Consider the following 23665-nt stretch of genomic DNA (forward strand, 5'->3'; position numbering starts at 1 on the left):
CGTATTGTGCATTATAGTGATTTACGTTCAGTTCTGCTTTTTATCTTATCAGCTTTAATTTCTGCTTCGCTAAGCAGATTTTTTTCACTGTCTAATATCGTTTTCAATGGCTGATTAAAATAAATTTTTAAAAAATAAAAAATATCCGTTTGGGTTAAGCCGATAGTGAGCGACGAAAAATACAAACCGATAAGATCTTTATTACGCCAGCGCAATGGCACTTTTTTTCTAAGCTGCGCACGATGTAAATCAATTACCGATATTTTCAGCTTGCTGCTGTCCGGATTATACGGTAGATGCAGCAGGAAATGGCAGATATAACAATCCCGGTGGTTGATCCCGCTGGCGTGCATGCCGCGCACCATTTCCGCGACCCGACGGATGAGCCGCCTCTTTTCCTTAAATGTCGGACGATTTTTCGCCCAGGTTGCGCAGTAGTCTTCCAGGCTAATCGCCGGGTTAAGATCTTCCGTAATGATAAAGGAATGGCGGCGCAACGGATTTAAACCGCGTTGCCCGAATCCCACTCCTCGCATGGTGTCGACGCCCTGCTTGGACAAACGGTGGATTGCATTCCATTCGCGATCGGCGCCTAACACCGGCAGCCTGAGTGAGATCAGGTTTTTCAGCACTTCTTTTAGCGTGGTGCCGCGGTGTATTTTTATAAAATAGGACTGCTTGCCCACAGTAAAACGCAACGTCCGGCGGCTTTCCAGCGCGCGGAATATATCGCCGTCGAGTTTATCGACCTCTTCAAACGGGTTTTTATTTTGCCATAATGATGCGAAAGGTTCTTTTAGCTCAATCATGATGGATCACCCGTTATCAACGCTGCGGCTTTCTCCGGCAAACTGTATAGATCTGCGGTATCGGCAAAATGGCGCGCATTGGCGGCCCATTGCGTACGCTCTTCCGTCTGGCTTAGCGCGTGGTGTAATACGGCATTTAATTCATTCTGACGGTAAGGTTCTTCGATAACGGCCCCGGCATTTGCCCGATCAATATAAAAAGCGTAGCCGCACACATCGGTCACAATGACCGGCAAACCCGCGGTCAGTGCTTCAAGTAGCACGATGCCAGCCGCTTCCTGATGCGCAGGGTGAATCAGTAAATCGGCCGCCGCCATAAAATCAGGAATATCGTTACGGCCTGAAAAGAAACGAACCTGAGCGCTGATTCCCAGACGCGAGGCGATTTTTTGATAACGGCCGGGTTTATCTTGCCCGACAACCAGATAAATCGTCTGTTTTCTCTGTGTTTCCGGCAGGCTGGCAATCGCATATAAACTTCGTTCAACGCCTTTACGATAGAAATCCGAGCCAACCTGCAAAACCACCAGACTATGCTGCGGGATCTGTTGCTCTTGTCTGAATCGTGTTCTGACCTGTGCCGCATCCGGACGATATTTACGATCGGGAGAAATACCCGGTGGTAAAATGACGAATCGCTCATCCTGTGTGCCGTAATGTTTTTTGAAGTCGTCAATCTGGCGGTGAGTGAGCATCAGCATTTTAGTGCGGCTATCACGCTCAAAAACGGCCTTTTCAAAAGCGGCATAATGTCGGTAACGCGACGTTAGGCGATAAAGAAAACCTTTCTCCTGCGCCACTTTTTCGGCATAGCAAACATCGGCGGCATAATAGAAATCCAACCCCGGCATTTTATTAAAACCGACTATCCGGTCTACCGGGTGTTGTTGCATATGTTGTTGTATCCACTGATAATATTCTTTATTGCGTGCGTGATTGGTGTGTTTCCGAACCGGAACCTGAATCAGTTCGAAATTATCAATCTGCGAACCTTCCCATGATTGGACGTATACGCGAATATGATGTCCGCGAGCCTGGCAGGCCTGAGCGATGCGTAAAAAATCTCTCTGTAGCCCACCAAAAGGGAAGTACTTGTACAAACAGAATGCAATGATCATTGTCGTGTCCCAGATTGGGATGCCTGCCTAGTTTTAGACAGCATAGTCAGTGCTGCCTCAATGACATCTGTTGCCGGAATACAAGACAGATATTTATGCTGCCTGTCTATTCCGCTGCGTTGGGGCATCGTCTGGTAATCTCCAGCCCAGATAACGATTTTATTCTCACTCCAGGGGCGCCAGAATAGATGATCCGTTGCGCCGAACAGACATACTATCGGCGTCTCCAAAGCGGCAGCCATGTGCATGGGAGCGGAATCGACACCGATAAAGAGTTCCGCGTGATCTATTAATGCGGCTAACTGAGGAAATGTCGTTTTGCACGCAAAATCCGTTATCGGTGGTGATTTACACAGCGCTGAAATAGCATTAATACATTGTTGATCTTCTTCGCTGGGGCCGGACGTTAAAATAACATTCAATCCGTTTGACTGAATGTTATCGATAACGTCAGCAAATTTATCATTATCCCAGCATTTAAATATCTGTCGCGCTGTGGGTTGTATAACGATATATTTTTTGTCTGCGTTGATAGTTATCAGTTGGTTATGAATCGTTTCCCATTGTTTCTCATCGTAAGCCATAATGGTGTGCATATCAATTTTTGATAAATGCAATGCGTTGGCTACCGAAAGATTATGTTCAACAACGTGAGAACCTACTGGCCTGACGATTTCATCAAAGCAAAAGCGCCAGAAAAAGGAATCTCGATGCCTGAATTCCAAACTTATTTTCTTGCGGGCGTTGGCTAGCTTTAGCAATGGGGCTATAAGCCACTGATCCGTCAGGTTGATAATCAAATCATAATGGTTGGCTCTTAGTTTGCGAGCCAGATTCGAGAAACTTTTTAGTTTACGCAGTGCCCCTTTCTCTTTTCGCTTGATACCGTATAATACATTGATATCTTTATTTTCGGACAAAATCGGCATGGTATCTTCGTACAATAATACGTCGATTTGGGCATCCGGATAATTCATTTTCAGCGTGCTGATAAGTGGGGTGGTGAGTAGCATATCACCATGGAATCTGAGCTTTACAACCAGGATTTTTTGGTAATTTTGATAAACATTATCCACCGTAATTCCTTTGTTTATTTCACGTATAACTATTTTATTGCAGGACTACTTTATCAAAACTAGTCTGTTCATTTCTTTGGCTTTGGGCCAAGAAAATACTGAGGCAATAAGTCATAACCCAGACGATGGTTATATTATTGTCATAAAAAATGACATCGCTTAAACCGTAAATGATCACTGCTAAAGAGATCGCTATAATGGAGTAGTCCCTTATGATAAATAGAGATGAGTAAAGTAAAGATGCATAAAAAATAAGTAAACCAATCCCACCGAATATTCCTTTCAAGGAGACAGCTTCGATAAATTCGTTATGTAAATGAACATTCGTGAATAGCGATGCGCCAAAAAGAGAGGGATCTTTTTCTGCTTGTTGTCGGATATTAACTGCTCTTGACTCCAATGACTGACCCAGTGGTGCGTCAAGAAAGCTGGTTATCCCTGTTTTATACATGGCAATACGTGCACCAACTGATGAGTTGCTATCAGATTGCTCATACTTTTTTAAATCTGAAAAGAGATTAATTGCTCTGTTGTTAATGATGTTTTGGCATAATATCAAACATGCTATGTTGACTAGTATGAATTTTGTTATTATCTTGAAATTCACTTTTTTGTTTTTAAAAACAAAAGGAAATAAAATTAATGCACTTAATATAGGATATGTTAATATTGCCGCTCGCGTTTCTGTATATATTATTAAAATAAAAAATAGAGCATAAGCTAGAAGATAAAAATTAACCCTTTTTGATGATTTATTTAAGAGAATAGCCTGCGATATGATAATCCCAATAAATGTCATCATATAGCCAGATGTTGTTGCTATTCCGTCAGATAGAGTGAATCTTCCATTTTTGTTGAAAAAACAAAAATAAGTTAATAGCGTGCAAGGGATTGAATATATTAAGATAAGAAATGGTTTTTTTATTTTATATACTGAGCTTAATATCGTTGTGAGTAAAATAAATATTGCACCTAGAAGTAGTATTTTCTCTACGCTGTGATAAGAGCGATATACACCTAAAAATTCACTATCATCTGTTTTATATATTAATTCCCAAATGAAATTTACTGCACTTAGCAATAGCATGCTTAGTGCGACCATTATATTTTTATTATTTATCTCCTTTATCTTGATGATCAGGAATAGAAATATAATAGCAATTATACCTATGTTGTTGAATATTTTTACAGATAATCGTGAGTTAAAAATCATGAAACTTAATGCAATAATAAATCCTATGTAGATGAAAGTAGAAAGTAGATTTTTTCGGGTGTTTAATTCAAAGTTTTTCATGTTTAATTTTATATTAAGTTTGTTTTTTTGGTGTGTGTATAAATGGGAATCTGTTCTTTAGTAATAAGATTGATATACCTAAATGAAAATAATAAAAGCTACGACTTTGCTCAAAAATGGACGTTTTGCAAACAAACCACGCTACCGCCCCTGGCTCGACAGCTACCAGTGGACTGAGATGACCGATCGGGCGGCACAGCGGTTTGCGGTGCGCCATTTTAGCCTGCCATGGTACTAAAACCCGGCTCCCTGTCACAGCGATAATTGCCTATATCACCATGTTACATGTGGTTATTACTTAAGCCATCTGCCGGTCAATGTGGTGCCGAGGCAAAAGGTCAGCAGCCAGGCGATTAGCATATCGCGAGAGTACAAAATAACATCGCTCAAACCGTACATGAGTAGCGCAAAAATCATGGCTGCCAACAGATGGCTTCTGAGTATAAAGACGGAAAAATAGATCAATGCGGCATAGAGCATCAGCAGGATAAAAGCGCCGGGCAACCCTTTAAGAGAAAAGGCATCGATCGCTTCATTATGGAGATGCACGTTCAGGAATCCTACGGCGCCCGCCAATCCGGGATCCTGTTCCGCCAACTGAACAATACGCACTGAACGCTGTTCCGCCGATTGGCCGAACAACGCGTCTTCGCCGACCTGTACGCCGGCCTGGTACATGGCCAGGCGGGCGCCGACTGACGTTTTGCTGTTGTTCATACTGTAATTGCGGATATCGTTAATCAGATCGTTGGTGCGCTGATGGATCGTCTCCTGGAAGAGAAACGAGCACAGCAGAACAGTGATAACCGAACCCGCAAAGGCTTTGATAAATAAACGCCTATTGTGTCTGACTTCTGATAATAAAATCGTGGCGCCGACAATCGGATAAACAAATATTGCCGCCCGCGTTTCCGTGAGCAGAATGGCGATGGTCATCAACAGAAAATGAGCCATATAAAGATAATACTTGCAGGGTGTACTGAGCGTTAATATCGCCTGGGCGCTCAGCGCGCCGATAAAGGTGAGGAAATAGGCCGCGCTGGTTGCCGGGCCGAATACCAGCCCGATACGGTGCACACCGCTAAATAAGGACTGATAAAAGGCATAGCCCAGCGTCAGAGCGCAGATCGCCAGGATGCAGGGAAGCTGAAATTTTTGCTTCTCCCGGGCGATATGCAACGTCGTTAGTAGGATGAATGCCCCCAGAATACAGGCGTGGGCGGAGGTTTCATAGGCGTTGTAGACTGCGGAAAAGGCGGTGTCCGGCTGATAATATTGATGATACCAGACAAGATTGGTCAGGCCGAGGAGCAACAAACACAGCGGGATCGTCAGAAGTCGTTTGGTCGCCGCGATGGTTTTCAGGTGCGTCATCACGTAAAAAACGGAAAGCGAACCGGTCAGGTAGAAAACCCAACCGGCGACGATGGTACTGAATGGCATAATACAGAGCGTCAGTAAACAGCCGGGGAAAATAAGATTAAGGGCGAGGGCCGCGCTTATGCCGGAAGATCTTGTCAGATCATATCCTAAGTTATTGATCATCTATTTATTCAACGTGGGGAGAGCGGGATTACTCGCCTGATGGAGTTAATTCTATCATTTGATCCAGCTTTTGGCGGACTTCCCCGGCCGTAATTGTACTCATCTGCCGATTTTCAGACATTTCCACTGCCTGATTCAGCCCATAACCGCCAATCAATCCCGGATCGGTCGGGCCATACAGGGTGATATTCGGACGATCCAGCGCCGCGGTTAAATGGCTTAAGCCCGTATCGACGGAAACCACCGCTTTTGCTCCGGCCAGCACCTCGGCGACCTGTTGCAGCGTAAGACGAGGTAAAACGTCGACGTGCGCAAACCCTTGCGCCAGACGCAGAGCGCGCTGGCGTTCATGCTCCGCGCCCCAGGGAAGCTTGATCCGGAGTCCGCTGGATTGCAGTAGAGAAATCAGCTCGCGCCAGTGAGATTCCGGCCAGTGTTTTTCATCCCGGGTAGTAGCATGAAGAAAGACCAAATATTGATTGGCATCGGCCGGTAGCTGGGAAAGAAAGCGCGGAGCGATGGCGTAATCGCCGCGCTCGGCGGGTTTCTTGTAGCCAAGGCTGGCGGCGAACAGTTCGCGCAGGCGTTCTACGGCATGTTGCCGACGGCTGACGGGATGGCGGTAGTTATAGAACCCGCTCGCCAGGGGTTCCCTCGCGCTTTTACAGTCGAGACCGTGCTTTTTGCCTCGGGCAAGGCGGGTGACCAGCGCGGCGCTTTTAATTAACCCCTGGGCATCGATCACCGCATCATAATGATATTCACGTAGTTGCCGCTTAAAATCTTTGCGTTCCTGACGTGTCTGGGCGCTGAACCAGCTTTTTCTCCAGCGCCGGATAGCCACCGGGATCACGCGGGATACGGCCGGGTGCCAACCGGGGATCTGGGCAAAGCCCTCTTCCACCACCCAGTCGAAGGTTATGCCGGGCAGGGCCAGCATGGCGTCGGTTAACGCGGGTAACGTATGCAGCACATCGCCCATTGAGGATGTTTTGATAATCAGCACCCTCATGCGGGTTCTCCCGGCGTGGTCAGATATTTTTCCAGCGCGTCGAGCACGCGCTCCGGTTGGATGTCAATCAGGCTTTGATGATATCCCTGCTCGGCATCGCCTTTGCGCACCCGGTGATAACCGGTAATCAGGCGAATGACCTCTGCCTGATGCGACAACGGCGGGGTGAAGTCCGGGCTGCTGGGGCCATAAAGCGCGATGAGCGGACGGTTGAGGGCGGCGGCAATGTGCATTAATCCTGAGTCATTGCTCACCACCGCGTGGCAGGCGGCGATCAGCACTACCGCCTGTTCCAAAGCGGTTTTCCCGGCGAGGTTGGCGCAGTGTTGCTGCGCTTTCTCGGTTAAGGCCTGGCGGATATCCTCGCCTGCCGCTTGGTCGCTGGCCGAACCAAACAGGACGACCTGATAGCCCCGTTCAATCAACTTCTGCGCCAGCGTGGCGTAATGATAATGCGGCCAGCGTTTAGCGGGGCCAAATTCTGCGCCGGGACAAAAACCAATCATCGGACGCGGATCGCGCAGGCCGAAAGTTTGCGTCATCTCAGCGGTTTCTTCCGCGCTAACCTGTAGCTGAGGCCACAGTAACGGCTGCGGAAGATCTTGAGCGCCATGAACGCGTTGGCGATCGTAGGCCAGCGCGACATAGCGCTGCACCATCAACGGAAATGCCGCTTTATCCAGTACGCGGATATCATTCAGCAGCCCGTAACGCATTTCACCGCGCCAGCCGGTGCGTTGCGGGATACCGGCGAAGAAAGGCACCAGCGCGGATTTAAACGAGTTAGGCAACACGTAAGCGCGGTCGTATTGGGCGGCCCGCAGGGAAATCCCCAAACGGCGACGCTCCCCCAGCGCCAGCGCGCCGTGGCCGAGCGGCATCGCCAGCGCCTGATTAACCTCGGGCATACGGGCCAGCAGAGGACGGCACCAGGCGGGGGCCATCACGTCAATGACCGCTTGCGGATGTTCAGCCTTCAGCGCGCGATACAGGCTGTGCGACATCATCATGTCGCCTACCCAGGAAGGGCCGATGACCAGAATTTTCATACCGTTTGTCCGTTCCTTATCCGATTAAACGGTACGGTTTAGCCAGGCCATGTATTCGGCAACGCCTTCGGCGACGGTTTTAAACGGTTTATCGTAACCGGCGGCGCGCAGGTTGGTCAGATCGGCCTGGGTGTACGCCTGATAACGGCCTTTCAGCTTGGCCGGGAATTCAATGTATTCCACGCTGCCTTTTTTATGGAATGCCAGCGTGGCGTCAGCGACAGCCTGGAAAGATTCCGCCCGGCCGGTGCCGCAGTTGAAAATGCCGGAAACCCCTTTTTGCCAGAACCACAGGTTGACGTCGGCGACATCGCCGACGTAGATAAAGTCCCGCTTAAAGTTTTCGCTGCCGGCGAACAGTTTCGGGTTTTCACCCTGATTGATCTGGTTGTTCAGATGGAAGGCGACGCTGGCCATGCTGCCTTTGTGCCCCTCGCGCGGGCCGTAGACATTGAAGTAGCGGAAGCCGCAGATTTGCGACTCGGCGTGCGGCAGAATTTCGCGCACGTACTGATCGAACAGGAACTTGGAGTAGCCATAGACGTTCAGCGGTTGCTCATATTGGCGATCTTCAATGAAGTTATCGTTGCGGCCGCCATAGGTTGCGGCAGACGAGGCGTACAGGAACGGGATGTTGCGATCGAGGCAATATTGCAACACATCTTTGGAGTATTGATAGTTGTTATCCATCATGTACTTGCCGTCCCACTCGGTGGTCGACGAGCAGGCGCCTTCGTGGAAGACGGCATCGATATCACCCAGATCGTCGCCAGCGATGATGCTGGCGATGAAATCTTCTTTATCCAGGTAGTCTGTGATATCCAGATCCACCAGATTGACGAATTTCGTCCCGTCTTTCAGGTTATCGACGACCAGAATATCCCGATAACCCATATCATTGAGAGATTTTACAATATTGCTGCCGATGAAGCCGGCGCCGCCAGTAACGATAATCATGGGGTCTACCCTTATTAATCTTGCCGGTGAAGCACCACGCCTCACGCTGTCTATAAGCGCTATAATAGCATTACATTTTACGGCAAGCAGCCTGAGGTTTTTTTAGCGCCGTTTCCTGCATTCGTTCTCGCGCCGGACGAAGATAAATACCGCGTGACGCAGATTGCATTTTCAGATTCTTTCTCCCTCATTCACGTCCACTTCCGCTAGTTTATTAATCTATACCCGTCATACTTCAAGTTGCATGTGAGTTGGCCGCGCTCAGTCACCCGAATCACTTACCTGAGTAAGCTCATCGGGACTCCTTCACTTGCCGCCTTCCTGCAACTCGAATTATTTAGGGTATACATGGCATCCTTTTTACCGGAGAGATCGCTTATGCCCGCCGCTTTTTATCAGCAACTCGCCACACAGATTATGGCTGCCCGCACCGAGGGCTTATTCAAACAAGAGCGCATCATTACCTCTCCGCAGCAGGCTGAAATTGATGTCGCCGACAGCGGTAAGCTGCTCAATTTTTGCGCCAACAACTACCTTGGGCTGGCAAATCACCCGGAGCTGATCGCTGCCGCGAAACAGGGGCTGGAGAGCCACGGTTTTGGTATGGCGTCGGTGCGTTTTATTTGTGGCACGCAGGATATTCATCAGCAGCTGGAGCAAAAGCTGGCTGACTTTCTGGGAACGGATGATGCGATTCTTTATTCCTCTTGTTTTGATGCCAACGGCGGTCTGTTTGAAACGCTGGTGGGTCCGGAAGACGCCATTGTTTCCGATGCGTTGAATCATGCTTCGATCATCGACGGTATCCGTCTTTCCAAAGCCCGACGTTATCGTTACGCCAACAACGATATGAGTCAGTTGGAAGCTCAGCTTCAGCGGGCAAGGGCGGAAGGCGCGCGCCATATCATGATCGCCACCGATGGCGTTTTTTCGATGGATGGCGTTATCGCCAATCTGTCGGGGATCTGCGATCTGGCCGATCGCTACGATGCGTTGGTCATGGTGGATGATTCGCATGCGGTCGGTTTTGTCGGGGCGCAGGGGAGGGGAACGCACGAATATTGCGGCGTGATGGATCGTGTCGACATCATCACCGGGACATTGGGCAAAGCGCTGGGCGGCGCCTCTGGCGGCTATACCGCCGGGCGTCGTGAGGTTATCGAGTGGCTGAGGCAACGCTCGCGCCCTTATCTGTTTTCCAACTCGCTGGCGCCGGCGATGGCGGCGGCGTCGCTCAAAGTGCTGGACCTGCTGGCGGATGGCAATGAACGACGCCAGCGGCTGTGGGCGAACGCCAGTCTGTTTCGCGCGCAGATGAAGGCGGCGGGATTCACCCTTGCGGGGGCCGATCATGCCATTATTCCGGTTATGCTGGGGGAGGCCCGGTTAGCGCAGGACTTTGCCGCGGCGCTGCAACGCGAAGGTATTTACGTCACCGGATTCTTTTATCCCGTCGTCCCCAGCGGCCAGGCCCGCATTCGTACCCAAATGTCCGCGGCCCACACGCTGTCGCAGGTTCAGCGGGCGGTTGACGCCTTTATCCGGGTAGGCAAACGCCTGGGCGTGATTGACTGAGATCACGACGATGAAAGCATTGGCGAAATTGCGCCCCGAGGCCGGTATCTGGATGATGGATGCGCCCAAGCCGGAACTGGGGCATAACGACATTATGATTAGCATTCGTAAAAGCGCCATCTGTGGTACGGATGTGCACATTTATAACTGGGATGAGTGGTCACAGAAGACCATCCCGGTGCCGATGGTGGTCGGACATGAGTATGTCGGCGATATCGTGGCCATCGGTCAGGAAGTGAGCGGTTTCAACATCGGCGACAGGGTATCCGGCGAAGGGCATATCACCTGCGGATATTGCCGCAACTGCCGCGCGGGACGCCGGCATTTGTGTCGCAATACCCTTGGCGTGGGAGTAAACCGTCCCGGAGCGTTCGCCGAGTATCTGGTTATCCCCGCCGAAAACGCATTCCGTATTCCTGACAATATTTCCGATGAGCTGGCGGCGATTTTCGATCCCTTGGGCAATGCGGTGCATACCGCGCTGTCGTTTGATTTGGTCGGCGAGGATGTATTGATTACCGGCGCGGGGCCGATCGGTGTGATGGCCGCGGCAGTGTGTCGCCACGTGGGCGCCCGGCATGTGGTGATTACCGATGTGAACGATTATCGACTGGATCTCGCCCGTAAAATGGGGGTATCGAGGGCGGTAAATGTGGCGCATGAAAATCTTTCAGACGTCATGCTGGCGCTGGGAATGACCGAAGGGTTTGATGTCGGGCTGGAAATGTCCGGCGCGCCGCCTGCGTTTCGCGCCATGCTGAAAGCCATGAATCACGGCGGCCGCATCGCCATGCTCGGTATTCCCCCGGAGCCGATGTCGATTGACTGGGGCGAGGTCATATTCAAGGGGCTGTTTATCAAAGGTATCTATGGTCGGGAAATGTTTGAAACCTGGTACAAGATGTCCGCCCTGCTCCAGTCCGGTCTGGATTTATCCCCCATTATTACGCATCGTTTTCCGATTGATGATTTTCAAAAGGGATTTGATGTCATGCGTTCCGGGCAGTCGGGGAAAGTTATTCTCAGTTGGAAGGGATAACTTCCGGCTTGAGTGACCTGTTTGCGCCTCAAATTGAGGCGCAAACACGAAAAATAAACCTAGGGTCTCACATCCGATTCGGCGGGCGCTACCCAGGTTTGCCAACGACGTTTTACAAATGTGATGGCGGCGCTATCGCGAATGCTGCTATCGACCAGTTTGAACATCACATCGTTTTTCACGGGTTCAGGCGGGCGTTTCACCAGGCATTGTTTGATGCCCCGGAATGGATTACGCGGTTTAACCGGTTTCGGCGTCTCTGGCGCGGGTGACGGTTCGTAATGCCAGGTCGGTTCATTCAGCAACTGGCTTGGACGCACCAGTACGATATCCGCATCCAACGCGGGCAGCATTTGCTGCAACACTTTGATGGTCGACGGATGGGGATGCCCAATGGCGATGGCGGAGCCGCTGCGCCGTGCAATCTGCACTGCGCGGTTAAACTGGCGGCGGATGTCGGCTTCGTTCTGGCTATCATCCAGAAAAACCTTTCGTTTAATCACTTTTACGCCGGTTCCGGCGGCGGCCTGAGTGGCTTTGCTGCTGCCGATCGTCATACTGTCGAGAAAATAGAGCTGATAGGCGCTCAGGGCCTGCATCACTTTTTGCATACCGGGGAGATCGGCGGTCATCGCGCTGCCCATGTGGTTATTCAGGCCGACGGCATAAGGCACATTATTGACCGACTGACGGATAATGCGCTGGATCTCTTCGCCGCTCATGTCCGGGCGCAGCGTGTCGCGCTCCAGCGGCTGTTTGCTCATCGGCGCCATCGGCAGATGGATCAGGACTTCCCGTCCCTGATTATGCGCTTTGGTCGCCATTTCTCTGGCGTAAGGCGCATTGGGCAGCACCGCCACCGAAATGGCCGCGGGCAGGTTTAAAACCTGATTTTCGTTATGCGGACGGTAGCCGAAGTCATCAATCACAATGGAAAGCTTACCGGCCATACCGGATTGGGAGAGCACCAATAGACTGAAAAAAAATAAGATTTTTGATTTTAAATGATACAAGACTATCTTCCCAACCAAGGTTGTGGGTTTACCGCCTGACCCTGGCGACGAATTTCAAAATAGAGCGCAGGCTGGCTTTGTCCGCCGCTGGTGCCGACCAGCGCGATAGGCTGGCCTGCTTTAACCTGTGCCCCGACGGAAACCAACGCGCTTTGGTTATAGCCATAAAGACTCATGTCGCCCTTGCCGTGCTGGACGACCACAACCAGACCATAGCCTTGCAGCCAGTCGGCCATCAGCACGTTGCCATCGGCGATGGCCTTGACTTCGGTTCCTTCCGGCGCGGCGATGACCAGCCCTTTCCAGCGTAGCTCGCCTTGCAGCGGTTCACCAAAACGATGCTCAATATTCCCCCGAACCGGCCAGAAGGCCTGTGCGGCCGGTCGGCCGAGGCCGCCGGTGCGCGCCATGAGCGAGCGCTCGTTTTCTGTTGGTTTGTAGCTGCCGCCGCTGCGTTTGGCCTGTTCTTCTTTGGCGCGGACTTTGGCCGCCTCACGGGCTTCCCGCTCGGCCCTTGCTTTGGCTTCGCGCTCAGCGCGGGCGATTTGATCGCGCAGGCGCGTTTCATTCTGACGTAATTCGGTGAGCTGTTGCCGATCTTTTTCCAGCGAGCTTTCCAGCGTCGATAGGGTTTTTTGCCGCTCTGTCTGCGCCTGCTCCAGCGTTTTCTGCTGTTGCTGCTGGTCGCTCAACAACGTTTTCTGCTGCGTCTGTTTTTCCTCAAGCAGTCGTCTCTGGCTGGCCAACTCGGTTCGCGTTTGTTGCAACTCATTGATGGATTTCTGCCGCGCTTCGTTCAGGTAGCCAAAATAAGCCAGGATACGTTCACTGCGCTGGCTCTCTTCGCCGCTCAGAATCAACTGCAAAGCGCTGTGCTGACCCTGTCTGAATGCGGCATCAAGCTGGCGGGAAAGAATTTCTTGCTGTGTGTCTTGCTGTGATTGTAATTTGGCGATGGATGCGCCAAGCGCGTTCAGCTCTTTATTCAGCGTGGACAGCGTATTGCGCGTTTCATGCAGTTGACGGCTTGATTGCGCGATGGACTGCTCCTGCTTTTTCAACTGCTGGACTAACGCGCCGCGCTGTTGCTGTTGCAGTCGAACGCTTTTTTCCTTGGCGGCGATATCCTGTTGCAGGGCTTTGAGCTGTTGCTGATTATCCGCCGCCTGGCTGAAGCCGGACAGCAGCAAGGCGCCGACGCAAAACGCGCTGGCGCACCGGGCGAACAGCTTGTGTAACGCCCGGGATTGAATTTTGGCGCGACATACTGCTCTCAACTGTACAGATAACGCTTTTTTACTCATAGCGAAGGATTATTCCACGATGAACAGCGGCTTACCAGTCGTCTCTTTCTGGATTTCTATTTCCATTCGTGACAAGGATGACACGGAATCCGCAGCAGGGATGCATCAATAATAGATAAATGGGAACGTATGCGCATAGAATGGTTGAATTACACAATCTGTGAGGTGATTTTTACCTATCGCGCCGCAGATTCAGTACGCTATGTTGGCTTACTGGCTGTAATTGCCGTATCGCGCAGGTATACTCAGGAACCTTATATTTTATCGCTTAACTGATTCGGGAGTCGTTATACCCCATGCAAGAGATTATGCCATTCATTAGCAAGCACCCTATATTGAGTTTGGCCTGGGTTGCCCTGTTGGTCGCCGTCATTGTGCTTACTGTGAAGAGTAAACTTTCTAAAGTGAAGGAAGTGGTTCGCGGTGAAGCGATCCAATTGATCAACAAAGAAGACGCCGTGATAGTCGATATTCGCAATCGTGACGACTATCGTCGCGGCCACATCGCCAATGCGTTTAACCTGTTACCCAATGATATTAAAAACGGCAGCGTAGGCGAGTTGGAAAAACATAAAGCGCAACCGGTGATTGTAGTGTGCGCCAACGGCATTTCTTCGCGCGAAGCGGCGGATAACCTGCTCAAAGCAGGATTTGAACGCGTATTGGTGTTGAAAGACGGCCTTGCCGGCTGGAGCGGTGAAAATCTGCCCCTGGTCCGCGGCAAATAACGGTTCGCCGCAAATAATTCTTGCAAGACGGCGCAACGGGCTGTCCGCAACGCTAAAATGACTAATGTGCTGGCGTCCACCTTCTCTGACGATGGAAGGCGTCAAAAAAACCAACAAAAGGTATTATTCAACATGTCTGAACAAAACAACGCCGAAATGTCTTTCCAAATCCAGCGTATCTATACCAAGGATATCTCCTTTGAAGCGCCGAACGCCCCTCAGGTATTCCAGCAGGAATGGCAGCCTGAAGTGAAGTTGGATCTGGACACGGCATCAAGCCAACTGGCGGAAGATATTTATGAAGTGGTGCTGCGCGTTACCGTCACGGCTTCGCTGGGTGAAGAAACGGCATTTCTGTGCGAAGTTCAGCAAGGCGGGATTTTCACCGTTGGGGGCATTGAAGGCACTCAACTGGCGCATTGCCTGGGCGCGTATTGCCCGAACATTCTGTTCCCGTATGCCCGCGAGTGCATCACCAGCCTGGTTTCCCGCGGCACTTTCCCACAGCTGAATCTGGCGCCGGTTAACTTTGATGCGCTGTTCATGAACTATTTGCAGCAACAAACGGCAGATGAAAATGCCGCGCCGCGTCAGGATGCCTGATGAACGCGTCTGACGCTTCAATGACCGTGATCGGTGCCGGTTCATACGGCACCGCATTGGCGATTACCCTGGCGCGTAACGGTCACCGGGTGGTGCTCTGGGGTCATCAGCCTGAGCATATCCGTGCATTGCAGGCGGCCCGCTGTAATCAGGCGTTCCTGCCTGACGTTTCTTTTCCTGATTCGCTGCAACTGGAAACCGACCTGGCGCAGGCGCTGGCGGCCAGCCGGAATGTTTTGGTGGTGGTTCCCAGCCATGTGTTCGGCGATGTGTTGCGTCAGATTAAACCCCATCTGCGCGCTGACGCGCGGATAGTGTGGGCGACGAAAGGGCTGGAAGCGGAAACCGGACGCTTGTTGCAGGACGTGGCCCGAGAAGCGTTGGGGGAACAAATCCCGCTTGCTGTCGTATCCGGGCCGACCTTTGCGAAAGAGTTGGCCGCCGGCCTGCCTACGGCGATTGCGCTGGCGGCGACGGATGACGCATTTGCCGATGATCTTCAGCGTTTGCTGCATTGCGGTAAAAGTTTCCGGGTATACAGCAATCCTGATTTTATCGGCGTACAGCTGGGCGGGGCGGTTAAAAATGTTATCGCTATCGGCGCCGGTATGTCTGACGGCATTGGCTTTGGGGCCAACGCACGTACGGCGTTGATTACCCGGGGTCTGGCGGAGATGACCCGGCTGGGTGTGGCATTGGGCGCCGATCCCACCACTTTTATGGGCATGGCCGGATTGGGCGATCTGGTGCTGACCTGTACCGATAACCAATCCCGTAATCGACGTTTCGGTATGATGCTGGGGCAGGGGATGGAGGTTCAGGAAGCGCAGGATAAGATTGGTCAGGTTGTCGAAGGATATCGCAATACCAAAGAGGTATTGGCATTAGCGAAGCGTTACGGCGTTGAAATGCCGATTACCGAGCAACTTTGGCAAGTCCTGTACTGTGGAAAAGATGCCCGGGAAGCAGCGTTAAGTCTGCTGGGGCGTACACGCAAAGACGAAAGCACTCATTTATAACATCCTATGACCAAGCTTGCTTAATGCCGGCGGCCTAGGGTGTTTTTTGTGTGTGAACGGCGTCGGCGACAAATTGTATACCCAAAGTCATGGGCGCTGCGGGCGGGCGGTGAGTGAACGAACATCCCTCGCGACTTCAAGCCGGCAGGGTATAATTCGGTATGTGGTACTGCGGAGAGCAAGGCAATGTCGACAGAAGAACTGGAACTGGTCTGGAAAAATATTAAGGCTGAGGCGCGTAATCTGGCGGATTGCGAACCGATGCTGGCCAGTTTTTTTCATGCCACATTGCTGAAACACGAAAATCTGGGTAGCGCGCTAAGCTATATGCTGGCTAATAAGCTGTCTAGTCCGATCATGCCCGCCATTGCCATCCGTGAAGTCGCTGAAGAGGCTTACCATGCCGATCCGCAGATGATCATTTCCGCCGCGCGCGATATTCAGGCGGTCTGCCTGCGCGATCCCGCCGTGGATAAATACTCAACGCCGTTGCTTTATCTGAAAGGATTTCACGCCTTACAGGCGTATCGCATCGGTCACTGGCTGTGGTCTCAGGATCGTAAGGCGCTGGCGATCTACTTCCAGAATCAGATCTCGGTGTCCTTTGGCGTTGATATTCACCCGGCTGCGACTATCGGCTGCGGGATCATGCTCGATCATGCGACCGGTATTGTGATCGGCGAAACGGCGATTGTTGAGAATGATGTGTCCATTCTGCAATCCGTTACCCTGGGCGGTACGGGGAAAACCAGCGGCGATCGCCATCCTAAAATCCGCGAAGGGGTAATGATCGGCGCGGGCGCCAAGATCCTGGGGAATATTGAGATCGGGCGCGGCGCCAAAATCGGCGCGGGTTCGGTGGTTTTACAGCCTGTTCCGCCCCATACCACCGCTGCCGGCGTTCCTGCCCGGATAGTCGGCCGTCCGGAAACGGATAAGCCGTCAATGGATATGGATCAGTATTTCAACGGTGTGAATCGTGGTTTTGAGTATGGAGACGGTATTTAATACCGTCGCTTCATGCGTCAATAAAAAACGTTATTTATAAATTATCCGCTAGCTCGCTGTTGTTAGTTATTCAGAGTAGGAAACGTCTGAAACTATTTCACGGATAGTCATTTATTTAACTACCCTCGTCGTATTTTACTACATAATGACGAGCTGTTTTATTGTCGTACTATCTGTGCAAACAGAATGGGTTGAACGATATATTCTGATATCTGTGTAGGTGGTGTTATGGTTGCAGAGAGTTCAATAATGTATTTAAAGCGCGTTTTAATAACCCTGTGTTTTGTGGCGTCATCCGCTATGCCGATGTTGGCTCATGCAACTGACACGGAAAATAATTACTCTGCGGCGAACAACGGTGCGGATAACCGCGGCGCCGGAACCGTCACGGCAGAGCACGATGAAAGCTGGTGGCAGAGAAGTAAAAATAACCTGTCTAAAACCTGGTCGGAATCACCAAACCACGATATCTACATCCCGGCGATTACCTGGCATAACCGCTGGACGTACGATAAAGAAAAAACGGATGAGTATAACGAGCGTCCGTGGGGGGCCGGGTATGGCGTGTCGCGCTTTGATGAAGATGGCGACTGGCATGGGATTTATGCCATGGCGTTTAAGGATTCCCATAACAAATGGGAGCCTATCGGCGGCTATGGTTTTGAGAAACGCTGGCGGCCGACCCGCGATCAGGACTTCCAACTGGGGTTAGGTTTCACCGCCGGCGTCACGATGCGCGACAACTGGAACTATATTCCTATTCCGGTCTTGTTGCCTCTGGCATCAATAAGCTACCAAAAGCTTTCTTTTCAGGCGACGTATATTCCCGGCACTTATAATAATGGGAACGTCTTTTTTGCCTGGTTCAGATGGCAAATTTAATAGTGATATTCAATCTTCTTATTACTCACTTCGATTAATTGCTAACCCCTTTCGGAATATTGAAAGGGGTTATTTCTTTTGATGCCTTTGCCGGAATGTATCGACGATACATTGCAATTGATTACATCGGTTCAGGGTAAGTTTTTGCCGTACAGCTTTTGAGGATTGTTAGCTGTTTATTTGCTCAGATGTAAACCATATTGGTTAAAATTTATTTTCTTTCCTCCGTTACAATAACGGCACTTCTTTGCTGAGCGGATATTGTGCTGTGCCATTACTCGTTATCACCACCATATTGTGGGCTTTTTCATTTAGTCTGATTGGCGAATATCTGGCGGGCCAGGTCGATAGCTGGTTTTCCGTATTGATGCGCGTCGGGCTGGCTGCGTTGGTGTTCCTGCCCTTTTTACGTTGGCGGGGCTATGCGCCGCGCGTCATTTTACTGTATCTACTGGTTGGCGCCTGCCAACTGGGGATTATGTATCTATTTGTTTTTCAGGCTTATTTATATCTTACCGTGCCGGAGTTTTTGCTCTTTACGGTGATGACGCCGTTATATGTCACGCTGATTTACGATCTGTTGCGGCGTGAGCGTCTGCGTTGGGGGTATGTCTTTAGCGCGTTGCTGGCGGTGCTGGGCGCGGCGGTGATCCGTTACGATGAGGTCAGCACGCATTTTGTCTGGGGACTGGTGCTGGTTCAGGCGGCGAACATCTTTTTTGCCATCGGGCAAGTCGGGTATAAGCGCCTGATGGAAGTCCATCCGATGCCGCAACATACCGCCTTTTCATGGTTTTATCTGGGCGCGCTGGCGGTTTCGGTGGTCGCCTGGCTGTTGTTCGGCAATGCCAACCAACTGCCCACCACCTCGTTGCAGTGGGGGGTTTTAATCTGGCTGGGTGTCGCGGCCTCGGGTCTGGGCTACTTTATGTGGAACTACGGCGCCACTCAGGTGGATGCGGGCACGCTGGGGATCATGAATAATTTCCATGTTCCGGCCGCGCTGCTGGTCAATCTGGCTATCTGGCAGGAAAAACCCCACTGGCCGAGCTTTATCATCGGGGCATTAATTATTATGTCCTCGTTGTGGGTGCACCGGCATTGGGTCGTGAAGCGTCCCGCACAAACGGTAAATGATCGCAAGCGTGCTGACGCGCCGAGCGAATAAACGCTTCGATCACCGGTTGGCGCTGTTCTCCGTCCCGGACGGCGGCGTACAACCGGCTCCATAGCCCCTCTCCCAACGTTTTTGTCACAATCAGCCCCTGACGTTCAAAACTTTCCACCACCCAGTGCGGCAGCGCGGCGATCCCCATGCGGGCGGCAACCATCTGAATCAGCAGCAAGGTGTTGTCGACGCTCTTCAACGCCGGGCTGATGCCGGCAGGTTGCAGAAAATGGCGCCAGACATCCAATCGTTGACGCTGAACCGGGTAGATCATCAGGGTTTCCGCGCTTAAGTCTTCAGGTTCGATTTTTTCTTTGGCGACCAGCGGATGATCGGGCGCTAGCACCAGCCTGACCTCAAAATCAAACAGCGGCGCATAGTGCAGCCCGCTGCGCGGCAGGATATCCGAGGTCATCACCAGATCCAGTTCGCCCTGTTGCAGAGCGGGTTGCGGATCGAACGTGACGCCGGATTTAAAATCCATCGCCACCTGCGGCCAGCTTTGATGGAACTCATCCAGCGCCGGCGTCAGCCACTGAATACAGCTATGACACTCAATCGCCAGACGCAGCGTGGTTTGGTGCGGTTCGTGGCATGCCTGTAACGCCTGCTGGATTTGCGGCAACACCTGCTCGGCCAACTGCAACAGGATCTCTCCCTGCGGCGTAAAGCGCAGCGGCTGGCTTTTACGCACAAATAGCCTGAACCCAAGACGCTGTTCCAGATCGCTGAACTGGTGGGACAACGCCGACTGGGTCTGATGAAGCGCAGCGGCAGCCGCGGCTAACGATCCCGTATTGCGCAGTGCTTGCAGCGTTCGCAGGTGTTTAAGTTCGATCATGAGAGTCCTTCACAGTGACAGTGAATAAATTGCGCTTGTGCATCATACACTACCTGCGGATTATGGATGTGTAAACATCTGGACGGCTAAATGAGGAATTACGATGACGATTTTAAATCACACACTGGGTTTTCCACGTGTTGGATTGCGACGCGAATTGAAAAAAGCGCAGGAAAGCTATTGGGCAGGCAACGCGACACAGCAAGAGTTGCTGACTGTCGGACGTGAACTTCGGGCGCGTCACTGGCAGCAACAAAAAGATGCGGGCGTCGATCTGCTGCCGGTGGGTGATTTTGCCTGGTACGATCATGTGCTGACCACCAGCCTGCTGTTGGGCAACGTACCGGCCCGTCATCAGAACGCGAATGGCTCCGTTGACCTGGATACGCTGTTCCGTATTGGTCGCGGACGGGCGCCGACCGGCGAACCCGCCGCCGCCGCCGAAATGACCAAGTGGTTCAACACCAACTACCACTATATGGTCCCGGAGTTTACCAAAGGGCAGCAGTTCAAACTGACCTGGACGCAGTTGCTGGATGAAGTGGATGAAGCGCTGGCGTTGGGGCACAAGGTGAAGCCCGTGCTGCTGGGGCCGGTAACCTATCTGTGGCTCGGTAAGGTAAAAGGCGAGCAGTTCGATCGTTTATCGCTGTTGCAGGACATTTTGCCGGTCTATCGCCAGGTGCTGACTGAACTGGCTAAACGTGGCATCGAATGGGTACAGATCGATGAACCCGCATTGGTTCTGGAGTTGCCGCAGGAATGGCTGGCGGCGTTCAAACCCGCATACGATGCGCTGCAAGGGTCGGTGAAATTATTGCTGACCACCTATTTCGACAGCATCGGTCAGAATCTGCCGACCATCAAAGCGCTGCCGGTACAGGGGCTGCACGTCGATCTGGTGCACGGCAAGGATGATGCCGCGGCGTTGAATGCGCAATTACCCGCTGACTGGCTGCTGTCGCTGGGCGTGATTAACGGGCGTAACGTATGGCGCGCCGATCTGAGTGGTTGGTTTGAACGTTTGCAACCGCTGGCGGGCAAACGCACGCTTTGGCTGGGAAGCTCCTGTTCGCTGCTGCATAGTCCGATCGATCTCAACGTGGAAACGCGCCTGGATGATGAAGTAAAAAGCTGGTTTGCGTTTGCTATCCAGAAGTGCGCCGAGCTGTCCCTGCTGTCTCAGGCGTTGAACAGCGGCGACGATCGGGCGCTGGCGGTATACAGCGCGCCGATCCGCGCCCGCCGTACCTCGACCCGCGTGCACAATGCGGCGGTGGCTCAGCGTCTGGCGGCCATTACGCCGCAGGACAGCCAGCGCCGGCAGCCGTATCCGCTGCGCGCCAAAGCACAGCGCGAGCGTTTCAATCTGCCCGCATGGCCGACAACCACCATTGGTTCTTTCCCGCAAACCACGGAAATTCGCGGCCTGCGTCTGGACTTCAAGCAAGGGCGTCTGGACGGCAATCATTATCGTACCGGCATCGCCGAACACATTAAGCAAGCGGTGGCGGAGCAGGAACGTCTGGGGCTGGACGTGCTGGTGCACGGCGAGGCCGAGCGTAACGACATGGTGGAATACTTCGGCGAACATTTGGACGGCTTTGTGTTTACGCAGAATGGTTGGGTGCAGAGCTACGGTTCCCGCTGCGTGAAACCCCCGGTGATTATCGGCGATGTCAGCCGTCCTGAAGCGATTACCGTTGAGTGGGCGAAGTATGCCCAGTCGCTGACGGATAAGCCGATGAAAGGCATGCTGACCGGCCCGGTCACCATCCTGTGCTGGTCTTTCCCGCGAGAAGACGTGACGCGGGAAACCATTGCCAAACAGATCGCGCTGGCGCTGCGCGATGAAGTGGCGGATCTGGAAAAAGCCGGTATCGGCATTATCCAGATTGACGAACCTGCGCTGCGTGAAGGTCTGCCGCTGCATCGCTCCGACTGGTCGGCCTATCTGGCCTGGGCGGTGGACGCCTTCCGTCTGAATGCGGCGGTCGCGCAGGATGACACGCAGATCCATACCCATATGTGCTATTGCGAATTCAACGACATCATGGATTCCATTGCGGCGCTGGACGCCGATGTGATCACCATTGAAACGTCACGTTCCGATATGGAATTGCTGGAGTCGTTTGAAGAGTTTGAATACCCGAATGAAATCGGCCCGGGCGTGTATGATATTCACTCGCCGAACGTGCCGAGCGTTGAATGGATGGAAGCGCTGTTGCTTAAAGCCGCGCAGCGTATCCCGGCGGAGCGCCTATGGGTTAACCCGGACTGCGGCCTAAAAACCCGCGGCTGGCCGGAAACCCGTCAGGCGCTGGCGAACCTGGTACAGGCGGCCCGGCGTCTGCGTGAAACGCAGTAAGCATGTATCAATGACCAGGGAGGCGAAAGCCTCCTTGAGGTTGCTGACAAAGCCTGGTGAGCGGCGATAATGGATGGATCGTAAAGACGCTGCAAGTACGTCCCTGTAAGCTCGAACCGCGCCATCCCTGGCGCGGACGCTTTACTCTTCCATTCCATTATCACCGTTCGATAAAGGGTGATAGGTTTGTCAACGGTCTGAGGGAGGCGAAAGCCTCCTTTTTTCATTTCGGCAGCAAATTTCACTTCTGCGACAAATCGTATCGATGAGTAAAGAATCTACAATAAAAGGGGCGAACGGCGGGAAGCGTTGTGAAACTCTGATTAGTGATGCATATCACGTTTTTATGTACGTTTAGTTTTTGTTTCTTTTTTATGAGTGATAGTCATCACTAAAAATGCCATCGTAATACGATAAAGTCTGTCCTTATCCCTCTGATTATCCAACTCATTGCCTGGGAGGCGGTTATGTCTACATCTGATGTGTTCCATCTCGGTCTGACGAAGCATGATTTACAAGGGGCGACGCTGGCGATTGTTCCCGGCGATCCCGAGCGCGTCGAAAAAATAGCCCGTCTGATGGAGAACCCGGTACATCTGGCGTCGCACCGTGAATTCACCTCCTGGCGCGCCGAATTGGACGGAAAGACGGTTATTGTCTGCTCTACCGGCATTGGCGGCCCGTCAACGTCGATTGCGGTTGAAGAACTGGCTCAGCTTGGTATCCGCACTTTCCTGCGAGTCGGCACTACCGGCGCTATTCAGCCGGGCATCAATGTGGGAGATGTGCTGGTGACGACGGCGGCGGTGCGCCTTGACGGCGCCAGTCTGCATTTTGCGCCGATGGAATTTCCGGCGGTGGCGGATTTTGCCTGTACGACCGCGCTGGTCGAGGCGGCGAAAGCGGCCGGCGCCGCGCTGCATGTCGGCGTGACCGCATCATCCGACACGTTTTATCCGGGGCAGGAACGTTATGATACGTTTTCCGGCCGCGTGGCGCGCCGCTTCCGCGGTTCAATGGAAGAGTGGCAAAGCATGGGCGTTTTGAATTATGAGATGGAATCCGCCACGCTGCTGACCATGTGCGCCAGCCAGGGGCTGCGCGCCGGCATGATCGCCGGGGTTATTGTCAATCGCACCCAGCAGGAAATTCCTGATGCCGCGACCATGAAGCTGGCGGAAACGACGGTCGTTAAGGTTATGCTGGACGCCACCCGTCGATTGCTGGCCTCGGCATAATTGTTCTTTAAGCCATCAC

Annotated in this window: 21 protein-coding genes; 10 read left to right on the forward strand and 11 right to left on the reverse strand. The window is 52.2% G+C overall.

The window, feature by feature from the left end:
• Positions 1-11 precede the first annotated feature (11 nt).
• The 8 genes from rfaP to rfaD form a co-directional block, all read right to left on the reverse strand.
• Positions 12-809: a lipopolysaccharide core heptose(I) kinase RfaP gene (gene rfaP / locus JG725_RS16345; RefSeq protein ID WP_172291068.1), complete on the reverse strand. Its 798-nt coding sequence runs from the start codon at positions 807-809 to the stop codon at positions 12-14.
• Complete coding sequence (locus tag JG725_RS16350) at positions 806-1927, reverse strand: glycosyltransferase family 4 protein (RefSeq protein WP_172291069.1); 1122 nt, start codon at positions 1925-1927, stop codon at positions 806-808. Before JG725_RS16350 ends, rfaP begins: the two co-directional genes overlap by 4 nt.
• Positions 1924-3003 carry a lipopolysaccharide core heptosyltransferase RfaQ gene (gene rfaQ, locus JG725_RS16355; protein ID WP_199378837.1) on the reverse strand — a complete coding sequence of 360 codons (1080 nt, stop codon included), beginning with the start codon at positions 3001-3003 and terminating at the stop codon, positions 1924-1926. Before rfaQ ends, JG725_RS16350 begins: the two co-directional genes overlap by 4 nt.
• Before the next feature lie 34 nt (positions 3004-3037).
• Positions 3038-4297, reverse strand: coding sequence for an O-antigen ligase (locus tag JG725_RS16360; RefSeq protein WP_199378839.1), 1260 nt, complete (start codon positions 4295-4297; stop codon positions 3038-3040).
• Between the two features lie 294 nt (positions 4298-4591).
• On the reverse strand, positions 4592-5740 hold the full coding sequence (locus tag JG725_RS16365) for an O-antigen ligase (RefSeq protein ID WP_233356452.1): 1149 nt from the start codon (positions 5738-5740) through the stop codon (positions 4592-4594).
• 130 nt (positions 5741-5870) lie between these two features.
• Positions 5871-6854, reverse strand: coding sequence for a lipopolysaccharide heptosyltransferase RfaC (gene rfaC / locus JG725_RS16370; RefSeq protein WP_199378843.1), 984 nt, complete (start codon positions 6852-6854; stop codon positions 5871-5873).
• A complete protein-coding gene (gene rfaF, locus JG725_RS16375; RefSeq protein ID WP_199378845.1) occupies positions 6851-7903 on the reverse strand; it encodes an ADP-heptose--LPS heptosyltransferase RfaF in 1053 nt (350 codons plus the stop codon). The genes rfaC and rfaF overlap by 4 nt, the downstream gene beginning before the upstream one ends.
• A 24-nt stretch (positions 7904-7927) precedes the next feature.
• Positions 7928-8860: an ADP-glyceromanno-heptose 6-epimerase gene (rfaD, locus tag JG725_RS16380; RefSeq protein ID WP_172291075.1), complete on the reverse strand. Its 933-nt coding sequence runs from the start codon at positions 8858-8860 to the stop codon at positions 7928-7930.
• Between the two features lie 378 nt (positions 8861-9238).
• Between rfaD and JG725_RS16385 the strand changes: the two genes are divergently transcribed.
• Complete coding sequence (locus JG725_RS16385; protein ID WP_172291076.1) at positions 9239-10435, forward strand: glycine C-acetyltransferase; 1197 nt, start codon at positions 9239-9241, stop codon at positions 10433-10435.
• A 10-nt stretch (positions 10436-10445) separates the two neighbouring features.
• Positions 10446-11474 (forward strand): L-threonine 3-dehydrogenase, encoded by a 1029-nt coding sequence (tdh, locus tag JG725_RS16390; RefSeq protein WP_172291077.1) that lies wholly within the window; start codon positions 10446-10448, stop codon positions 11472-11474.
• Positions 11475-11533: 59 nt separating this feature from the next.
• On the opposite strand, the gene JG725_RS16395 is transcribed toward tdh, so the two are convergent.
• Together JG725_RS16395 and envC are read right to left on the reverse strand one after the other, a co-directional pair.
• Entirely contained in the window at positions 11534-12424 is an 891-nt protein-coding gene (locus JG725_RS16395; RefSeq protein WP_172291078.1) for a divergent polysaccharide deacetylase family protein, read from the reverse strand.
• A 65-nt stretch (positions 12425-12489) separates the two neighbouring features.
• Positions 12490-13791 carry a murein hydrolase activator EnvC gene (gene envC, locus JG725_RS16400; RefSeq protein WP_199378847.1) on the reverse strand — a complete coding sequence of 434 codons (1302 nt, stop codon included), beginning with the start codon at positions 13789-13791 and terminating at the stop codon, positions 12490-12492.
• Positions 13792-14087: 296 nt separating this feature from the next.
• Here envC and JG725_RS16405 point away from each other — a divergent pair, with 296 nt between their 5' ends.
• From JG725_RS16405 to JG725_RS16430, 6 genes are all read left to right on the forward strand, one after another.
• Positions 14088-14519 (forward strand): rhodanese-like domain-containing protein, encoded by a 432-nt coding sequence (locus JG725_RS16405; RefSeq protein ID WP_172291080.1) that lies wholly within the window; start codon positions 14088-14090, stop codon positions 14517-14519.
• A 132-nt stretch (positions 14520-14651) separates the two neighbouring features.
• Positions 14652-15122 carry a protein-export chaperone SecB gene (secB, locus tag JG725_RS16410; protein WP_172291081.1) on the forward strand — a complete coding sequence of 157 codons (471 nt, stop codon included), beginning with the start codon at positions 14652-14654 and terminating at the stop codon, positions 15120-15122.
• Entirely contained in the window at positions 15122-16141 is a 1020-nt protein-coding gene (gene gpsA, locus JG725_RS16415; RefSeq protein WP_199378850.1) for an NAD(P)H-dependent glycerol-3-phosphate dehydrogenase, read from the forward strand. The genes secB and gpsA overlap by 1 nt, the downstream gene beginning before the upstream one ends.
• Before the next feature lie 186 nt (positions 16142-16327).
• Positions 16328-17149 (forward strand): serine O-acetyltransferase, encoded by an 822-nt coding sequence (gene cysE / locus JG725_RS16420; RefSeq protein WP_172291083.1) that lies wholly within the window; start codon positions 16328-16330, stop codon positions 17147-17149.
• Positions 17150-17398: 249 nt separating this feature from the next.
• Entirely contained in the window at positions 17399-18031 is a 633-nt protein-coding gene (pagP, locus tag JG725_RS16425) for a lipid IV(A) palmitoyltransferase PagP (protein WP_233356453.1), read from the forward strand.
• Positions 18032-18299: 268 nt separating this feature from the next.
• A complete protein-coding gene (locus JG725_RS16430; RefSeq protein WP_172291084.1) occupies positions 18300-19199 on the forward strand; it encodes a carboxylate/amino acid/amine transporter in 900 nt (299 codons plus the stop codon).
• Here the strand turns inward: JG725_RS16430 and metR are convergent.
• A complete protein-coding gene (gene metR / locus JG725_RS16435; protein WP_172291085.1) occupies positions 19105-20040 on the reverse strand; it encodes an HTH-type transcriptional regulator MetR in 936 nt (311 codons plus the stop codon). The two genes, JG725_RS16430 and metR, sit on opposite strands and share 95 nt — an antisense overlap.
• A gap of 103 nt (positions 20041-20143) precedes the next feature.
• On the opposite strand from metR, the gene metE reads away from it, so the two are divergent.
• Entirely contained in the window at positions 20144-22408 is a 2265-nt protein-coding gene (gene metE / locus JG725_RS16440; RefSeq protein ID WP_199378851.1) for a 5-methyltetrahydropteroyltriglutamate--homocysteine S-methyltransferase, read from the forward strand.
• A gap of 467 nt (positions 22409-22875) precedes the next feature.
• A complete protein-coding gene (udp, locus tag JG725_RS16445) occupies positions 22876-23646 on the forward strand; it encodes a uridine phosphorylase (RefSeq protein ID WP_199378853.1) in 771 nt (256 codons plus the stop codon).
• The last annotated feature ends 19 nt before the right edge of the window (positions 23647-23665 follow it).

Source organism: Brenneria sp. L3-3C-1 (assembly GCF_016456245.1).
GTDB lineage: Bacteria > Pseudomonadota > Gammaproteobacteria > Enterobacterales > Enterobacteriaceae > Brenneria.